Here is a 17640-nt window from a genome sequence, read left to right on the forward strand (position 1 = left end):
AGGCGTTGAATGGTGTGCTATATTCACCGAAATTGGTTGGTGTTGCGTCCACCGGTTGAATCCGCCCAGTACACCTCGATCGCGTTCACCGAACGCCTCGCCGAGGCAGGCGCAGCACCATCGGTGGGCAGTGTCGGAGACGCCTACGACAACGCCCTGGCCGAGTCGATCATCGGGCTGTTCAAGACCGAGCTGATCAAGCCCGGCGGGCCCTGGAAGACGGTCGAGCAGGTCGAGATCGCCACCCTCGAATACGTGGACTGGTTCAACCACCGCCGCCTGTTCGAAGCCTGCGGAGATGTCCCACCCGCCGAACTCGAAGCCGCCCACTACCGTCAACACGCCGCCCTCGCCGAGGCCGGCCACTCAACCGCGTAAGCCTCTCGACACACCGGGGCGATTCAGTGGGACTCGCCCGCCGAGACGTGGGACTCGCGCGCTGAGACGTGGGACTCACCGTGCCGGAGGTGTCGACTCACCGTTCCAGAAGTGGCGACTCACCGTGCTGAAAGTGGCGACTCATCGTGCTGAAAGTGTCGACTCACCCGTCCACCCCGACTCGCGCACGGTCTTGCCCCGACTCGCCCGTCGGAACGTGGGACTCATCGTCCTGCTGACCCACCACCGGGTCGGGACCGTCGACGTCCCCCCAGTGCTCGGCCGTCGAGCTCGGAGAGCTCCGGACGCAGGGTGTGTCGCGCTGGCAAGAAGTAGGCGAGAGCAGGCTGCGGCGTCGCTTTCGGGTGCGGTCGTCAGCTCGTAGCGTCGTCGGCACCGACCGGCGATCGAGGAGGACTTGTGTTCAGTTCATTGGCCCGGATCTCGGATCGAATGCTCGCCGTTCTCGTCCCGCGGGGCGAAGCCGCCGCGGCTGCGGCCGAGTGCCACCCGGCGCCGTCCAAGTTCTGTTACTGCTATGGCAGCAAGGCGTACTACCGCAGGTGCACCCACTGCGCCGGCGAGACGTACTGCACGAGCGATTGCCCGATTCCGAGCGTCTGCTGAGGAAGTGGTCGATGCAGCCTCCCGCCGAGCGCTTGTCCAGGCTCATCGACGGGTACCTGAGCACGCAGCTGCTCTACGTCGCGGCCGAGCTGTGCCTCGCCGATGCGCTGGTCGCCGGGCCGTGTGACGCGGCGGAGCTCGCGGACACCTTCGCCGTCGATCCTGATGTGCTCGACCGGATCCTTCGTGGGCTGGCCGCCGACGGCGTGCTCGACGAGCGGCCCGGACGGCGGTTCGCGCTGGCCGAGATGGGGGAGCTGCTGCGCGAGGACCATCCCCGGTCGCTGCGTGGGGCGGTGCTGGCGCGCGGCCGCCTCTACTACCCCGCGATGGCCGAGCTGCTGCGCTCGGCGCAGCAGGGCCGACCGCCGTTCGACATCGCGCACGGGGAGACGTTCTTCGCCCACCTCGCGACCCGCCCGGTCGAGCGCGCGGCGTTCCAGGCATCGATGACGTCTCGCTCGAAGCGGGAGGCGGACGCCGTGGTCGCGGCATACGACTTCGCCGCCTTCACGAGCATCGTCGACATCGGCGGTGGCACCGGCGTGCTGCTCGCAGCGATCATGGAATCGGCGCCGGGGATCGACGGCACGCTGTTCGACCGGCCCGAGGTGATCGACGGCGCGCCGATGGCCGGGATCGGCGGCGACTTCTTCGTCGACGTCCCGGCCGGCGCGGACGCCTACGTGCTCTCCCGCGTCATCCACGACTGGGACGACGAGGCGGCGACGACGATCCTGCGCACCTGCCGGCGCGCGATGCAGGAGTCGGCGACGCTCCTGCTGGTCGAGGCGATCCTGCCGGACCGGGCCGCCGACGACCCCGCCGCGATCCGGATGGACCTGCACATGCTCACGCTCCTGCGCGGCCGCGAGCGCACGCGGTCCGAGTACGAGGCGCTGCTGGCGGCGGCCGACCTGCGGCTCGCCCGCGTCGTCCCGACCGGCCCGACGACCGGCGTGCACGTGGTGGAGGCGCGGCCCGTCCCCGTCGGGTGATCCACCGGGCAGGGGATGATGTCCGGTGTGTTCGGGCGCGAACCGGAGCTGAGCCGGCTGTTGCGAGCGTTCACGGCTGCCGGGTCGGGTCGTGGCGGTCTTGTTCTCGTCGCGGGGGAAGCCGGTATCGGCAAGACGGCGCTGGTCGCGGCTGCCGCCGAACGGGCCGCCGGCACGACTGTCGTCACAGGGGCGTGCTGGGACGGCGAGGGTGTGCCGGACCTGTGGCCATGGGTGCAGGTGGTGCGCGCGCTGCGTGCTCGCAGGTCGCCCGCGGAATGGGCCGACTTCACGGCTGCGGCGGGAGAGGGCCTGCCGATCCTGCTCGGCGAGCAGCCGCACCGCGAGCCGCACGAGACCGCCTTCACCGTCTTCGACGCGGTCACGACGGTGCTGGTCGCGGCCGCCCGGACGGGCCCGCTCGCCGTTGTGCTCGAGGACCTGCAGAACGCCGACGCCGCCTCGATCAGGCTGCTGGAGTTCGTCGTGCGGCACGCGTGGTTCGAGCGGCTGCTGCTGATCGGGACGTTCCGCGATGTCGAGCCGCGCGCAGCGGCGCTCGACCCTCTCGTCGAGATGGCGACAACGGTGACGGTGACCGGGCTGTCCGAGCAGGCGGTGGCCGAGATGGTCGCCGCGATGACGGGCACGGCCCCGTCGGCACGGGAGGTGGCTCAGCTGCACCGCCGCACCGGCGGGAACCCGTTGTTCGTCGACCAGACGGTCCGGCTCGCGCAGTCGGACGAGTCGCTGGTCGCGCCCGGCATCCACAGCGCGGTGCGGCGGCGGCTCGCGCTGCTCCCGCCCGAGGTCCGCGACCTGCTGGCGATCGGCTCCGTGCTCGGGTCCGAATTCCCACGCGCCGCTCTGGTCGCGCTCGGCCCTCCGGTCGCGGCGCGGTCCGTCGCCATGGCGATGCAGGCGCGGCTGCTGCGCGGCATCGACGGCGACCGCATCGGCTTCACGCACGACCTGGTGCGTGAGGTCGTCTACGAGTCGCTGGGCGACGACGAGCGCCGCGCGGTGCATGCGCGCGCCTTCGCGCAGCTGCGGGAGACGCCGGGAGCATCGCCCGGTGAGCTGGCCCGGCACGCCGCACCGGCCGTGCCGGACGTCCCGGCCGAGGCCGCGATCGACGTGCTGCTCGCGGCGGCGCGCGATGCCGACGACCGGCTGGCGCTCGACGAGGCCGTCCGGCACCTGGAGCGGGCGCTGGACCTCACCCCGGCCACGGAACTGCGGCCGCGGGCCGTGCGCACGCTCGACGTGGCGCAGGCCCTCTACCGCGCCGGCCGCACCGACGAGGGCCGCGCGACGTTCGCCGCGGCCGCGGAGCTCGGCCGGGCACTGGGCGACGACGGGCTGGTCGCGCGCGCCGCGCTGACCCTGCACCCGTTGCGCGATCCGACGCAGCACCACGCCGGTGAGGTCGCTCTGCTGGCACAGGTCCACCGGACCGTGCTACCCACGGCGGCGCGTACCGCGGAGGGCGACGAGGTGGCGGCCGAGCTCGGCGACGCCGCTGCGGCGCACGCCCGCAGCACCGGCGACGACGCGACCCTCACCCGGAGCCTGCTCACCCGCCACGACGCGATCTGGGACCCCGGCACCGCCCGCGAACGCCTCGCCATCTGCGCCGAGCTGGACGCGGTGGCCGCGCGCACCGGCGACGACGAGCTGCGCGCACATGCCGGGGTGCTCCGCACGACGGCGCTCCTGGAGACCGGCGACCCGCGTGCCGTCGACGAGCACGCCGGCGTGGCCGCGCTGGCCTTCGCCGGCGGACGGCCGCGGCTGCGGTTCGACGCGGTGGTCATGCAGGCCATGATCGCCGCGCTGACCGGCCGCTTCGCGCTGTCGGACGCGCTGCTGGACGAGGCGGCGGCGCTCGGTGAGCAGCCCCACGTGCACAGCACGATCCTGTGCGGGCACGCACGGTGGAGTGTCGCGCTCCTGCGCGGCGAGCACGACCATGCCGAGCGGCTCGTCGACGAGCTGACGGCCGCCGGCCACCTGTCGCCCCACCTGCTGCGTGCCGTGACCGGGCTCGAACGCGGTGAACCCGGCGCCGTCGATGCCGCGCTCGCGCACCTCGACCTGGTCGAGTCGCACGGCGGTGGCGCGTACATCAGGTGGTTCTCGCCGTTGGGGCTGCGGTTCCGCGCGCAGGCGGCCGCCGCTGCCGAGGACAGCGGTCGCCGCGACGCGGTTCGTTCCGCGCTGGCCGCGCACGTCGACGGCTGGGCGGTCACGGCCGCGGTGGCCGTCGACGGACCGCTGCGGCTGTGGTCGGCGCAGCTCGACGCCGCCGACGGCCGATGGGACGCGGCGGTCGACGGGTTCCGGGCGGCCCGGGCCGCGGCGGACCGGCTCGGCGCACGACCGTGGTCGGTGCGGGCGGGTGCCGAGCTCGGCGTCGTGTTGCGGAAGCGAGGGCGGGCGGGCGATCTCGCCGAGGCCGAGCGGCTGGTGGCCGATGTCGGACGCGAGGCGTCCGACATCGGGATGCCGAGCTCGGTGCGTGTACAGCCGGCCGCCGATGCGGTCTTCCGCTTCGACGGCAGCGTATGGACGCTCGGCTTCAGCAGTGTGACCGTCCACGTCCCCGACTTCAAAGGGCTGCGCGACCTGCACGTCCTGCTGGGGCTCCCGGGCCGTGACGTGCCGGCCCTGCAGCTCTTCTCGCCGGACACCCCCATCGCGAGCGGCGCCGATCCGCTCCTCGATCGGGAGGCCGTTGCGCGCTACCGGCATCGGCTGGAACGCCTCGACGGCGAGATCGACGACGCCCTCGCCGGCGGCGCCGACGGGCGCGCCGCCGATCTCGACCGCGAACGCAGCGCCCTCGTAGAGGAGCTGCGGCACGCAACCGGGCTCGGAGGACGGCCACGCCTGCTCGGCGCCGAGACCGAACGTGCCCGCAAGGCCGTCACCGGGCGCATCCGCGACGTCATCGGCCGGCTCGACCAGCGGCACCCGCAGCTGGCCGACCACCTGCGCGCCTCGATCTCGACCGGCAACGGGTGCCGTTACCAGCCGTCGACGGCCGTTCGATGGGAGCTCTGAGCGTTCACCGGAAGCACTGCGCGTGTTCCACAACCCACTCCGCGAAGGACCGCGGGCGGCGCCCGGTGACCTGCTCGACGGTCGGCAGCACGGTCGACACATCGGGCGGCGGGTTGGCGGCCCACGCTACGAGCGCGTCGACCTCGTCGGCCGGCATGCCGCCCGCCCGCAGCTCGGCCGGCGATGTCGTGACCACCCGGACCGCCCGCCCGACGACCTCGGCGAGCACCCGCACCGCCTCCCTCGTCGTGAGCGCCGCTGCCCCGGTCAGCCGCAGCGACCGTCCGTCGTAGCCGCCCTCGAAGAGGATGGCGGCCGCGACATCCGCGACGTCGGACTCGTGGATGCGGGCACTGCGCAGCTCAGGGAACGGCTCCCGCACGATGCCGTGGGCGCGGATGTCGGGAGACCACGCCAGCGCGTTGGCCATGAACTCCACGGGCCGCAGCAGCGTCCACCGCAAGCGGCTCTGCCGCACGGCTTCCTCGACGGGCCCCTGCGCGAAACCGCTGAGCACGACGACCCGGCGCGCCTGCGAGCGGGCGATCCGCGCGACGACGTGCGGGGCGACCAGGTCGGCAACGAGGTGGACGCTGTCGACGCCGTCCAACGCGGCGTCCAGCAGCTCCGGGTCGTTCGCGTCGCCGACGGCAACCTCCACCCCGGCCCGGAACCGGGCGGCCGCCGCCGGGTTCCGCGTCAGCGCGTGCACCTCCGCGCCACCGTCGAGCAGCCGATCGACCAACGCCCGCCCGACGTCGCCGGTCGAGCCGGTGACGAGAACCCTCACGACTCCTCCCGGACGTCGCGCAGAGCCACGAGCACCAGCGCGCCGATGGCGACCGCGCCGACCGCGCCCGCCCACGCCACCCCCTGCATCCCGCTGACGAACGCCCGGTCCGCGGCGGCCGTCAACGCCATGCCGACGTCCGGTGGCAAGGTCGCTGCTATCTCGGTCGCGGAGCCGACCGTCTCCGAGGCCGCGCCCACCACGTCCGGCGGCACGCCGTCCGGAGCGGACGCGGCGAGCGTTGCGGCGTAGACGGACGTGCCGATGCTGCCGAGCACGGCGATCCCGAACGCGGCGCCCAGCTCGTTCGCGCTCTCCGAGACCGCTGACGCCGCCCCGGCACCCGACACCGGCGCGGTGGAGAGCACCAGCCCCGTCGCCACCGTCGAGACAGCGCCGATCCCGCACGACAACACCACCTGCGCGGCGACCACCCATGCCAGCCCCGTGCTCGGGCCGACCTGCGCGAGCAGCGCGAACCCCGCGGCGCCCACCCCCAATCCCGCCGCTACGAGCGCTGCCGGCCGGGCCCGCCCGCCGAGCGCGGTCGCCGCAGTGATGCCCAACGCCATCCCGACGATCCCCGGCACGTTCCACAACGCAGCCTCCAGCACCGTGTACCCCAGCACGACCTGCAGGTACTGCGCGATGAACAGTGCCGAGCCGGCCAGCAGGAAGAACGTGACCGCGCACGTCACGACCGCGCCCGTGAACGCGATGCGGCGGAACAAACGCACGTCGATCATGGGGTGGGGCGCGACGAGCTGGCGCCTGACGAACGCGTAGCCGATGGCGAGACCGGCCGCCAGCAGCACGACCCGGTCCCAACCGAGCCCGTCGTCCGCGACCTTCTTGACACCCTGGACGAACGGCAGCACCGCGCCGAGCGAGAGCGCGACCCCGATCATGTCGAGCCGGCCGGGGGAGGGATCGCGGTACTCGGGCAACAGGACCGGCCCCAGCACGAGCAGTACAGCCATCACCGGCAGGTTGATCAGGAAGACCGCGCCCCACCACGTCCAGGCGAGCAGCAGCCCGCCCACGATCGGGCCGAGCAGAGCGCCGCCCGCGAAGCCCATGGTCCACAACCCCACGGCCAGCTGCCGCTGCCGGGTGTCGAGGAACATCGTGCGGATCAGGGACAACGTCGAGGGCGCGAGCGTCGCACCCGCCACGCCGAGCACGGCGCGAGCCGCGATCAGCCACTCCGGGGACGTCGCGAACGCGGCGGCAACCGACGCGGCGGCGAAGAGCACGGCGCCGATGAGCAGCAATCGGCGCCGACCGATCCGGTCGCCCACGGTGCCCGCGGTGATCAGCAGGCCGGCCAGGACGAAGCCGTAGACGTCGAGGATCCAGAGCATCTGGCCGGCGGTCGGGCGCAGATCGGCGCTCAGCGCCGGCAGCGCGTAGTAGAGGACCGAGAGGTCCATCGAGACGAACAGGCCGGGCAGCAGCAGCACGACCAGCCCGAGCCATGTGCGCAGGGTCGCTCGCGGGGCGAGCGACGGGACGGGTTCCACGGAGACCTCCAGGGACGACGATCATTGCTGTCATCCCTGGAGGCGCGTGATCAACGCCAGATACGATCTGGCGCGCACTCTGACGTCGGCAACGACGTTCTGGCTGTTTGTGAGCGCTCACAACAGCAATAACGTCGTTGTCGACGGCTGCGGGGCTTCGGCTAGCGTGGTGGCAGAGGGAGGCGAACGCGCTGGATACGGACCGCAGGTTGGACACCGTGGCGAACGAGTTCGCCCAGCTCAGGCCACGGCTCTTCGGGATCGCCTACCGGATGCTCGGCAGCGTCGTCGACGCCGAGGACATCATGCAGGACGTCTGGCTGCGCTGGCAGGCGTACGACGACCGGGCCTCCGTCCGCGACGTCACGGCATTTCTCGTCACCATGACGACACGGCTGGCCATCAACGCGACGCAGACCGCGCGTGCCCGGCGGGAGACGTACGTCGGGCCGTGGCTCCCGGAGCCCGTCGACACCACTGCCGATCCGGCGCTCGGCGCCGAGCGGGGTGAGGCGCTGGAGCTCGCGATGCTCGTCGTGCTGGAGAAGCTCACCCCGACCGAACGGGCGGCGTTCGTCCTGCGGGAGGCGTTCGACTACCCGTACGACCGCATCGCCGAGGTGCTGCAGACCAAGGAGGCGGCGGCGCGCAAGCTGGTGAGCCGTGCGCGGCTGCACATCGTGGAGGCGCGGGAGAAGCCGGTCGACGCGACCCGCCAGCAGAGCCTGCTCTCCGCCTTCCTCGTCGCGGCGCAGGCGGGCGACTTCGACCAGCTCGAGTCGCTGTTCGCCGCCGACGTCGCCAGCTACACCGACAGCAGCGGCGTCGTCCGCGGCGCCGCCCGCCGGGTGGTCGAGGGTCGCGACCGGGTCGCGAGGTACGTCGCCGGGTTCGTGGATCGGCAGTTCTGGACGGGCGTGCAGGTCGAACCGGTCCAGGCGAACGGCAGGTCGTCGGTGCTGGTCACCCGCGACGGCGTGCCCGACGCGTGGCTCACCGTCAGCGCGACGGAGGACGGCATCGACGGCCTCTACTGGGTGCTGGCCCCGGAGAAGCTGACGCACATCGCCGGCGCCCGGTAGACCCCGAACTTCCCCACCGTTTTGCCTATCCACATACCCGCGAGGGTGTGCAGGTTGGCAAATCGGTGGGGAAGTTTCAGGCCGTGACGGCGACGGGGGCGGGTGTGCGGGCCGGTCGGGGCAGGCGCAGGGCCGCCACCGTGCCGAGCGCGACGACGACGGCGCCCGTCCAGACCGCCGGCACGAGGCCGGCGATGTAGTCGGCTCCTGAGGTGTAGCTGCCGGCGCTGCTGAACACGGCGGTCAGCACCGCGACGCCGAGCGCGACGCCCACCTCCCGCACCGTGCCGTTGACGCCCGCCGCCTTGCCGTGTGCCTCGGGTGGGACGACCGCGAGCACGGCGGTGGCCAGCGGCGCGAACGTCGCACCCAGCCCGATGCCAGCCAGCAGGAACGCCGGCACGAGCGCGATGTAGGGCATGTCGACCGACAGCACGGCCGCGATCCACACCAGCGAGACGGCCTGCAGGCCCAGCCCGCCGGTTGCGAGCACCCGCGTGCCGACGCGGTTCGCGAGCATCCCGGCCAGCGGCGCGACGAACATCGGCGCCAGCGTCCAGGGCATCGTCCGCAGCCCCGGCTCCAGCGGTGTCGCACCCTGCGCGACCTGGAAGAACTGGGCGAGCAGGAAGACGGCCCCGAACATGCCGAACGAGAACGCGCCGGAGGCGATGTTCGCGGCCGCGAAGCCCGAGCTCCGGTACAGCCCGAGCGGGACGAGCGGTGCTGCGGCCCGTCGCTGCCACGCGATGAAGGCGGCCAGCAGCGCGGCGCCGCCGACGAGCGCGAGGACGGTCGGGGTCGCCGTCCAACCCAACGCGTCGGCTCTGACGACGGCCCACACCACTGCGAGCACGCCGCCGCCCGAGAGCAGGAGCCCGAGCAGGTCGAGCGCGGCGTCGGGGCCGTGCGACTCGCGCAGCACTCCGAGCGCGAGCGGCACTGCGACGAGCCCGAACGGCACGTTCAGCCAGAAGATCCACTCCCAGTTCAGCCCCTGCACGACCGCCCCGCCGACCAGGGGGCCGAGCGCGACGCCGAGCCCGTTCACCCCGCCCCAGATCCCGATCGCGACCGCCCTGCGCTCGACGGGCACCGCCGCCGCGAGCAGTGGCAGCGCAAGCGCCATGATCGCTGCCGCCGCGGCGCCCTGCACCGCGCGCGCCGCGATGAGCCAGGTCGCGTCGGGGGCGACGGCGCAGGCCGCCGACGCCACGGTGAACAGCGCGCCGCCGCCCGCGAACACCTTGCGCCGTCCGAGGCGGTCGCCGAGCGCTGCCGCGGTGAGCAGCAGTGCCGCGAAGGCCAATGTGTAAGCGTTCACCACCCACTGCAGCGTCTCGAGTGACGCCGACAGCTGCGTGCGGATCACCGGCAGGGCGGTGGTGACGACGAGGTTGTCGAGCGTCGCCATGAAGGTCGGCAGCGAGGTGACTAGCACCGCGACGGCGAACGAGCGCCTTCCGGCGGTCATGGTTCCACTCCAATGCATCGGATGATTACTTAGCCTGGCGGAAGTTAAGGCATCGACTGATAACATGTCAACCGTGAACGCTCCGGTCCGCCGCAGGATGCCCGCCGAGCAGCGCCGCACGGAGGTCATCGCCGCTGCCGTGGCGGCGTTCGCCGACCGCGGGTACGCCGGCACGACGACCGACGACGTGGCGCGGCTGGCCGGCGTCTCGCAGCCCTACGTCGTGCGGATGTTCGGTACGAAGCAGGCGTTGTTCCTGGCGGCGCACGCGGAGACGATGCGACGCCTGGAACAGGCCTTCCGGGATGCCGTCGCGGCCGCGCCGGCCGGGCAGCCACCCATGCAGACCCTCGGGATCGCGTACCGCGAGCTGATCGTCGACCGGTCGGTGCTGAGGGTGATGCAGCACGGCTTCATGCTCGGTGGCGACCCGGTGGTCGGCCCGCAAATGCGGCGGGCCATGACGTCGATATTCGTGGTTGTCCGGGAGCTCACCGGCGACGACGACGACGCGGTCGCGAGTTTCCTCGCGACCGGAATGATGATCAACGTGATGATCACGCTCGAGATGTCGGAACACGTCGAGGAAGAGCAGCTCATCGCCAGGCTGCTGGCCTGCGTGATGAAGTAGAAGGAATTCCTCCACTTCTGGTAGCGCCAGTTACCGGAGATGTGCTGGCGGATCCTGCCAGGTGAGAGGCCTGAGGGTCGCGGCTCAACCTGAGAACGTGCTACCTCTTGCAGAACCGTCCCGGCTGGGCCACACTTCGCCGGCCCGTCGAAAAGCTGATGTTCGGACCGTCGGCGTCCCGTCCGGATCGAGCCTGCAAGGGAACTGGAACGTGAGGATGACTTCGCGTCGCGAGCGGCGAGCCGCTGCCGAACGGAAGCCGTTCGAGCCGTTCGGCAGTGGCCCCGGCATCCGGAATGTCGCAATTGCCGCCTTGGTGCGAGGCGCCTTCTTCGTTGTCGACCGCACCGTCCGGCGGGGGCACTTCGCGGTCTGCCGCGCGCTCGGGGCGTTCGCGACTCGCGATGCCTACGTCGAGTTCTCCACTCCTGGTGGCGGGCGATTCCGGACCCATCCGGGCAACGGCTATTGGATGCGCTCGATGCTCGTCCGGCGCCGCTACGAGGCGGAGCTGCTGCCCATCGTGACGACGGCCGTCCGCGCGGGCGTCCCGTTCCTGGACTGCGGGGCCAACCTCGGGTGGTGGTCGGTCATCGCCGGCGCCGGATGCGAGGATCCCCAGCGCGTGCTGGCGGTGGAGGCGTCGCCGTCGACGTACCGCGGCCTCACCGAGAACGCGCTGCTCAACGGGGGTTCGTTCACGACGCGGCACGCCGCGGTCTGGTCGTACAGCGGCGAGACGATCGACTTCGTCGAGGACCGCGACAGCGCCGCGTCCGGCTTGGCCAAGACCCGGCTCCCGGGGACCGCGGCCGGGCAGGTCGTGCAGGTGGTCACCGCGACGCTCGACGAGCTGCTCGACGCCGTGGCGCCCGCGAAGGGTGCCGTGCTCTGCAAGCTCGACATCGAAGGCGCTGAGACGGAGGCGCTGAGCGCGTCGGAACGGACCGGAAGTGGCGACGTCGCGCTCATGTACGAGGACCACGGCAGCGACCGGACGAGCGCCGTCTCGGCCTGGCTGATGGAGCGCGGTTTCGCCGTCTACGCACCCGACCCAGACGGGCCGCTGACCCGCATGGTCGACATCGCGTCGATCGACGCTCGCAAGGTCAACCCGGAGCGGGGCTACAACTTCGTCGCGTGGGTCGAGGGCGGCGCCGCCGAGGCGGCGTTCGGCCAGCACGTACGACCTTCGGCGTAGCGCCGCGTCGGCCGCGGCCGACCTCCGACAGACGCGTGACCGCGGGGCGGATTCCTAGCCTCGAAGAATGATCGAGATACACGCATTGACCAAGACGTACCGCTCGGTCGCAGCGGTGCGGAACCTGACGTTCACGATCCGCCCCGGCCTGGTCACCGGCTTCCTCGGACCCAACGGTGCCGGCAAGACGACGACGATGCGCGCGATCGTCGGGCTCACCCGCCCGACGTCCGGCCGCGTCACCGTCGACGGTCGCCGGTACGTCGACCTGCCCGACCCGATGCGGCAGGTCGGCGCGGTGCTGGAAGGCACGGCTGTGCAGCGGGGACGCAGCGCGCGCCACCACCTGCTTGCGCTGGCCCGCACCCACGGCCTCCCCCCGCGGCGGGTGCGGGAGGTGCTCGGCCTCGTCGGGCTCGAGGACGTGGCCGACCGCAGCGCCGCGACGTTCTCCCTCGGCATGCGCCAGCGGCTCGGCATCGCGGCTGCACTGCTCGGCGATCCGCGCGCCGTGCTGATGGACGAGCCCACCAACGGGCTCGACCCCGACGGCGTCCTCTGGCTGCGCACGCTCCTCAAGGAGCTCGCCGCGCAGGGGCGGACGGTGTTCGTGTCGAGCCACCTCATGAGCGAGATGGCGCTCACCGCCGACCATCTCGTGATCATCGGGCGGGGTCGGCTGATCGCCGACTCCGCGATCGACGAGCTCGTCCCGCCGGGGTCGTCCCTGGAGGACGCCTACATGCGCCTCACCCGCGACGCCGTCGAGTACGTCCAGGAAGGGGCGCAGCAGTGACCGCCGTGGAAGGCCGGCTGAGCTTCGCGGGCGTGGTGCGCTCGGAGCTGACGAAGGTGTTCTCGCAGCGGTCGTGGTGGCTGGTGCTTTGCGTGGCGCCGCTGCTGATGATCGGGCTGGCCGGGTCGATCGGGTGGAACGGAGCCGGACGCGCCGAACCGCTGGGGCCCTCGGCTGTCGTCGGCGGTGGGTTCCCGCTGTTCGCGCTGCTCATCGGCGTGTTCGGCCTGCTGATGATGGCGAGCGAGCACGCGTCCGGCTCGATCAGGGCGACGATGACGGCGGTGCCCCGACGGTTGCCCGTGCTGTGGGCGAAGGCCGTGGTGGTCGTCGGCGTGACCTTGCCCGTGCTGGCCGTCGCCTACGTCGGGTGCTACGTCGCGCACCAGGTGCTCGCCGGCGAACCGGTCGCGATCTTCGAGCCCGAGGTCGTCGGCTCGATCGCGGGTGTCGTGGGCGCAACAGCAGCCACCGGGCTGATCGGGCTCGCCGTCGGGACCATGCTGCGCAACATGGCCGTCGCGATAGTCGGCTACGTGGTCGGGCTGCTCGTGCTGCCACCGGTCCTGCTCAGCATCCTGCCCGCGGCGCTGCAGGACACCGTCGTGCCGTACCTCCCACAGCTGGCGCTGCAGGCGATGTACACGCTGGGTGGGGCCGCCGGTCCTATGCTTCCACCGGGCGCAGGCGCGGTTGTGATGCTGGCCTGGGTCGCTGTCGCGCTGGCCGGCGCTGCTGCGGTGGTGCACCGCCGGGAGGTCTAGGACGTGAGCCGCGTGCCGGAGTGGGCGCGTCGCCACCCGCTGGTGGCCGACGCGCTGCTGGCCGTCCTCGTCGCGGCTGTTGCGCTGCCCACGACGCTCGGCGGCGCGCACGCCGCGGGCGTGCTGGTGCCCGGCGCGGGCGTCGCCGGGGCCGGATGGGTGCTCTTCGCCGCGGTGCACGTGCCCATCGCGTGGCGGCGGCGAGCACCCGTCCTGGCCTTCTGGGCGGTCATCGGGTTGCTGGCGATCAGCGTGCTCGCCGGCGTCACGGGCGTCTTCCTGATCACCACGCCGCTCGTCGCGCTGTACGCGGTGGCGCGTCGCTGTCCGGTGCGCCACCTCTGGCCGGCGGCGACCGCGATCGTCATCGCGCTCGGCCTCGCGTGGTGGCAGGACGCGCCCGCGGGATCGCTGATCGGGATCTGCGCGCTCGTCGCCGCGACGGCGTTGCTGGGCACGACGTTGAAACTGCGCCGAGCCGCCGACGAGGAGCGGGCCCGGCACGCGCAGGAGGAGCTGGAGCAGCGCGGCAGGGTGGCCGCGGCCGAGGAACGCAGCCGGATCGCGCGGGAGGTGCACGACATCGTGGCGCACAACCTCGCCGTCATGGTCGCGCTCGCCGACGGCGCCGCGGCGAGCGTGACGACCGGTCCCGATGCGGCCGCGGACATGATGGAGAAGGCCGCGGCGACCGGGCGCGGCGCGCTCACCGAGATGCGCCGTCTCGTCGGGTTGCTGCGCGAGGGCGCGCCAACGCGCTCCCCGACCCCGGGTCTGGCCGATCTCGACGAGCTCGTCGAGCAGGTGCGGGCGGCCGGTCTCCGGGTCACCGTCGCGCACGAGGGTGAGCCCGTGGCGCGGGCGCCCGGAGCCGATCTGACGATCTTCCGGATCGTCCAGGAGGCGCTGACCAACACGCTGAAGCACGCCGGGCCGGGTGCCCGCGTCAACGTTGTCGTGCGGCACACCGAAGGCGGTGTGGAGGTGGAAGTGGTGGATGACGGCCTTCCGTTCGGCGCCGTTGCAATGCCCGCAGCGACGGGTGGCCACGGATTGGCCGGGCTCACCGAAAGGGCGCTCGCATACGGCGGGCAGGTTGATGCCGGCCCGCACCGCAATGGCGGATGGCGGGTGCGGGCGCACCTTCCGCACAGCGCGGACGTGAGCCGCTGATGGTTTCCGTGCTGCTGGTCGACGACCAGCCGATGCTGCGGCTCGGATTCCGCGCCGTGCTCGACGGTCAGCCCGATATCGAGGTTGTCGGCGAGGCCGGGAACGGTGTCGAGGCGTTGACCCTCACGAGCGCGCTCGCCCCCGACGTTGTGCTGATGGATGTGCGAATGCCGGTGATGGACGGGATCGAGGCGACCCGGCGCATCGTCGCTTCGGGTTCCCGTTCGAGGGTGCTGGTGCTGACGACCTTCGATCTCGACGAGTACGTGTTCGCCGCCCTGCGAGCCGGAGCGTCCGGATTCCTCATCAAGGACGCATTGCCGGCCGAACTGGTCGGCGGGGTCAGAGTGGTGGCCGCCGGGGACGCTGCTGTCGCGCCGGGTGTGACGCGCCGGTTGATCGAGACCTTCGTGGAGCACCTCCCGGTGGCCGGCGCCCCGAACGGAACCGATCCGCGCATTGCCGAACTGACCTCGCGGGAGCGCGAGGTGTTGGTGGAGCTGGCCCACGGCCGTTCGAACCGGGAGATCGGCGAACGGGTCTTCATCGCGGAAAGCACCGTGAAGGTGCACGTCGGCCGGATGCTGACGAAGCTCGGGCTGCGCGACAGAGCGCAGGCGATTGTTTTCGCTTATGAACACGGAATCGTGCGACCTGGGGATGCGTGACCCCGATCGGCTGCCGAGTGGACACCTCGTGTTCACCGGCGCCGGCCCTCATGATCTTCCCGCGGTCGATCGACCGCCGTTGGCCGTTCCGGCCCGGTTAACTCTCCCGTCACCATCGCTGCGTAGCGTTCTCGGTGTTCGAGATGACGAGGGCTGCTGACGATTCGCGGCCGCGAGTCCCTCGAGCATGTTGAGGTGGTTCGCCGACATTCTGCTGTCGGTGCGCGGGTTGCTGTCCCGGACGCAACGCGCATCATTCCTTGTGCGGTATCTCGGCTGCGCACATTCTTGCGCGCCGGCTCCTTTCACGCGATTCGAGGGTGGACCCATGTGGCGGCAGGCTGAGCACGGAGGCGCGGGCGATCGCCCATCCTCCGGCCCTGCCGTGCACGTGCTCGAGGTGCCGCTCACGATGCGGTTGATGTGGGCCCTGCGGATGGTGCTGGGGCTCGCCGGCTTCGTCGTCGTGATGTGGGCCGGATCGGCATTGCTGGCCACCCCGGCAGCGGCTGCGGCGCCGCCGGCAATGGTCGCCGGCACCGGATTGCTGAAGTCGAGCAAGGACCGCTCGGAGAACTCCGGCGATTCGGGATCGGACTCCGGCGGAGATTCCATCGGCGATTCGGACGGCAGTGATTCGGGCGGCGGCTCGGACTCCGGCGGCAACGGCGAATCCAGCGACAACGGAAGTGACCGCTACGAATCGGAATCGAACGATCGTGGTTCGGACGACTCGGACGACTCGCAGAAGTACTCGGACGACTCCGTGAACGAGTCGCAGCAGAAGTCGGACGAGTCGGATCCCGGCGAACGCGGATCGCAGGATCGGGAATCGATCGACGATTCGCGGAGCGAATCCCGCGACTCCGACGAAGGCTGGAGCGACAAGCCCCAGGACAGCGACTCCAGCAATGTCGGGGAACACGGTCGCAGGAGCGACGACTCCGAGTCCGCGAACGGTGGTTCTGACAAGGCCGATCAGGAGCCTGTCGAGAACATCCGGGAGCGGAACGCCGAGAGCTCCGAGCCCACGTCCGCCGATGAGCGCGAAGCGAATCCGGCCGACGATCGGCGCGGCTATCGCGACACCGACCGAACCGACGGGCGTTCGGTCGAAGATGACAGTGATTCCAGTGCAGCCGAGCGGATCGAGACTCGCTCCCCTGACGAATCCGACGAGCGTTCCGGCGCCGAGGACCGCGAGGGGTGGACCGGCGACGCCGACGTTCGTGGCGCTTTGAAGGAGGCTCTCCGGGAGCGCTCGGAGAAGTCGTCCGACGACGGCGACCTGGAGGCGGCAGGTCGGCTTGGGGACCGCGCGATGGAGTGGGCCGAGAAGCTCGCCGAGCGCTCAGGGGTTGACGGCAACGACGTCCGGGAGCGGCTGGGGGAGAACGGCGCCGCCGATCGGGAGGACGTGTCGGATGGCGGCGACCGGTCGAAGCCGGCCGAGCGACTGGCCACCGACGGAGACGATGCGGAGCACTCGGACGACGTGCGCGGATGGGACCGGGCTGAGGTGTCGGAGGCCGGCGATCGGTCGGAGATCGCTCGTCGGGCGATGGAGTGGGCGGGTGAGCTGAGCGAGCGGTTCGGGTCGGACGATGCCGATCTTGCGGAGCGTGCCGTGGAGTGGGCCGGCGAGCTGGCCGACCGTTCCGGCCCTGACGGGGACGACGGGGACGACGTTCGGGAGCGGGTGCGGGCCGAGCTGGCGGAGTGGGCGGAGGGGCGGACCGAGGACGTCGGTGAGGCGTTCCGGGATCGCCTGGGCGACACCGACCTGTCCGATGCCGTGCGCGAGCGGGTGCGGGCCGAGCTGGCCGACGTGCCGGAAGCGGGAACGGACGACCGGTCGGACATCGCTGAACGGGCGATGGAGTGGGCCGGCGAGCTGGGCGAGCGGTTCGGGTCGGACGATGCCGACGATGTGCGTGATCGGATGCGTTCGGATCTTGCCGAGCACGCGGCGGAGTGGGCCGGCGAGCGCGGCGATGGTGAGCAGGGCGCGCGGGAGGAGTCGTCGCGGGTGGCTGCGGGCTGGGTGCGCGACCTCGTCGACGCGGCCGGGTCCGACGACCGGTCGCAGGCGATGGACCGTGCGCTGGGGGTGGCGCGCGACGTCGCGGAGCGGCTGCCCGTCGACGTCGGCTGGGCTGTGGATCTGGCCGAGCGTGCGGTGGAGTCGCGGTTCGGTGAGACCGACGACGACCGTGCGGTGATCGTGGAGGCGGTCGACCGGCTGGCCGATCTGGTGGGCCGGTCGGGTCGGAGCGACGAGTCGGTGACCGCTGACGGGGCGCGGTTCCGCTCGACCGGCGCGGACCACGGCCCGGCTGGGACGCGGGTCGACGAGGAGTCGGTTCGCGCGTTGTGCGAGTCGATGTCGGGTTGTGGTGATCTGGACTCGTTGCGGTCGGAGCTGGCGTCGACGATGAGTGCGCGTGGCCCACCAAGCGGTGACAGCGA

General features: G+C 71.8%; 12 protein-coding genes and 2 pseudogenes. 11 read left to right on the plus strand and 3 right to left on the minus strand.

From position 1 onward, the window contains the following. Positions 1–63: 63 nt before the first annotated feature. From LL648_RS42885 to LL648_RS42895, 3 genes and pseudogenes are all read left to right on the plus strand, one after another. Positions 64–378, plus strand: a pseudogene (locus LL648_RS42885) (integrase core domain-containing protein); the annotation flags it as partial. A 638-nt stretch (positions 379–1016) separates the two neighbouring features. After that, positions 1017–2003 (plus strand): acetylserotonin O-methyltransferase, encoded by a 987-nt coding sequence (locus tag LL648_RS42890; protein WP_232668744.1) that lies wholly within the window; start codon positions 1017–1019, stop codon positions 2001–2003. 18 nt (positions 2004–2021) lie between these two features. Continuing rightward, the gene (locus tag LL648_RS42895) at positions 2022–5069 is read left to right on the plus strand and encodes an ATP-binding protein (protein ID WP_232668745.1); all 3048 of its coding nucleotides are present in this window, start codon (positions 2022–2024) and stop codon (positions 5067–5069) included. 4 nt (positions 5070–5073) lie between these two features. Here LL648_RS42895 and LL648_RS42900 read toward each other — a convergent pair whose 3' ends face one another. Together LL648_RS42900 and LL648_RS42905 are read right to left on the minus strand one after the other, a co-directional pair. Beyond that, positions 5074–5859, minus strand: a complete 786-nt coding sequence (locus tag LL648_RS42900) for an NAD(P)H-binding protein (RefSeq protein WP_232668746.1) — start codon at positions 5857–5859, stop codon at positions 5074–5076. Then, on the minus strand, positions 5856–7382 hold the full coding sequence (locus LL648_RS42905; protein ID WP_232668747.1) for an MFS transporter: 1527 nt from the start codon (positions 7380–7382) through the stop codon (positions 5856–5858). The genes LL648_RS42900 and LL648_RS42905 overlap by 4 nt, the downstream gene beginning before the upstream one ends. 218 nt (positions 7383–7600) lie before the next feature. On the opposite strand from LL648_RS42905, the gene LL648_RS42910 reads away from it, so the two are divergent. Then, positions 7601–8464 (plus strand): RNA polymerase sigma-70 factor, encoded by an 864-nt coding sequence (locus tag LL648_RS42910; protein ID WP_232668748.1) that lies wholly within the window; start codon positions 7601–7603, stop codon positions 8462–8464. Between the two features lie 76 nt (positions 8465–8540). Here the strand turns inward: LL648_RS42910 and LL648_RS42915 are convergent, their stop codons facing one another. Then, positions 8541–9938 (minus strand): DHA2 family efflux MFS transporter permease subunit, encoded by a 1398-nt coding sequence (locus LL648_RS42915; RefSeq protein WP_232668749.1) that lies wholly within the window; start codon positions 9936–9938, stop codon positions 8541–8543. 73 nt (positions 9939–10011) lie between these two features. On the opposite strand from LL648_RS42915, the gene LL648_RS42920 reads away from it, so the two are divergent. The 7 genes and pseudogenes from LL648_RS42920 to LL648_RS42950 all read left to right on the plus strand — a co-directional run. Further along, complete coding sequence (locus tag LL648_RS42920) at positions 10012–10569, plus strand: TetR/AcrR family transcriptional regulator (protein WP_232668750.1); 558 nt, start codon at positions 10012–10014, stop codon at positions 10567–10569. A 217-nt stretch (positions 10570–10786) separates the two neighbouring features. Beyond that, positions 10787–11770, plus strand: coding sequence for an FkbM family methyltransferase (locus LL648_RS42925; protein WP_232668751.1), 984 nt, complete (start codon positions 10787–10789; stop codon positions 11768–11770). Positions 11771–11837: 67 nt separating this feature from the next. Continuing rightward, a pseudogene (locus tag LL648_RS42930) lies at positions 11838–12482 on the plus strand (ABC transporter ATP-binding protein); the annotation flags it as partial. 80 nt (positions 12483–12562) lie between these two features. Continuing rightward, positions 12563–13330, plus strand: coding sequence for a hypothetical protein (locus LL648_RS42935; protein WP_232668753.1), 768 nt, complete (start codon positions 12563–12565; stop codon positions 13328–13330). 3 nt (positions 13331–13333) lie between these two features. Beyond that, a complete protein-coding gene (locus tag LL648_RS45650; protein ID WP_232668754.1) occupies positions 13334–14503 on the plus strand; it encodes a sensor histidine kinase in 1170 nt (389 codons plus the stop codon). Further along, positions 14503–15171: a response regulator gene (locus LL648_RS42945; protein WP_232668755.1), complete on the plus strand. Its 669-nt coding sequence runs from the start codon at positions 14503–14505 to the stop codon at positions 15169–15171. The genes LL648_RS45650 and LL648_RS42945 overlap by 1 nt, the downstream gene beginning before the upstream one ends. A gap of 385 nt (positions 15172–15556) precedes the next feature. After that, a partial coding sequence (locus LL648_RS42950; RefSeq protein ID WP_232668756.1) for a hypothetical protein occupies positions 15557–17640 on the plus strand: 2084 nt, incomplete at its 3' end.

The sequence above is a fragment of the Pseudonocardia sp. TRM90224 genome (genome assembly GCF_021245725.1).
Lineage (GTDB): Bacteria > Actinomycetota > Actinomycetes > Mycobacteriales > Pseudonocardiaceae > Pseudonocardia.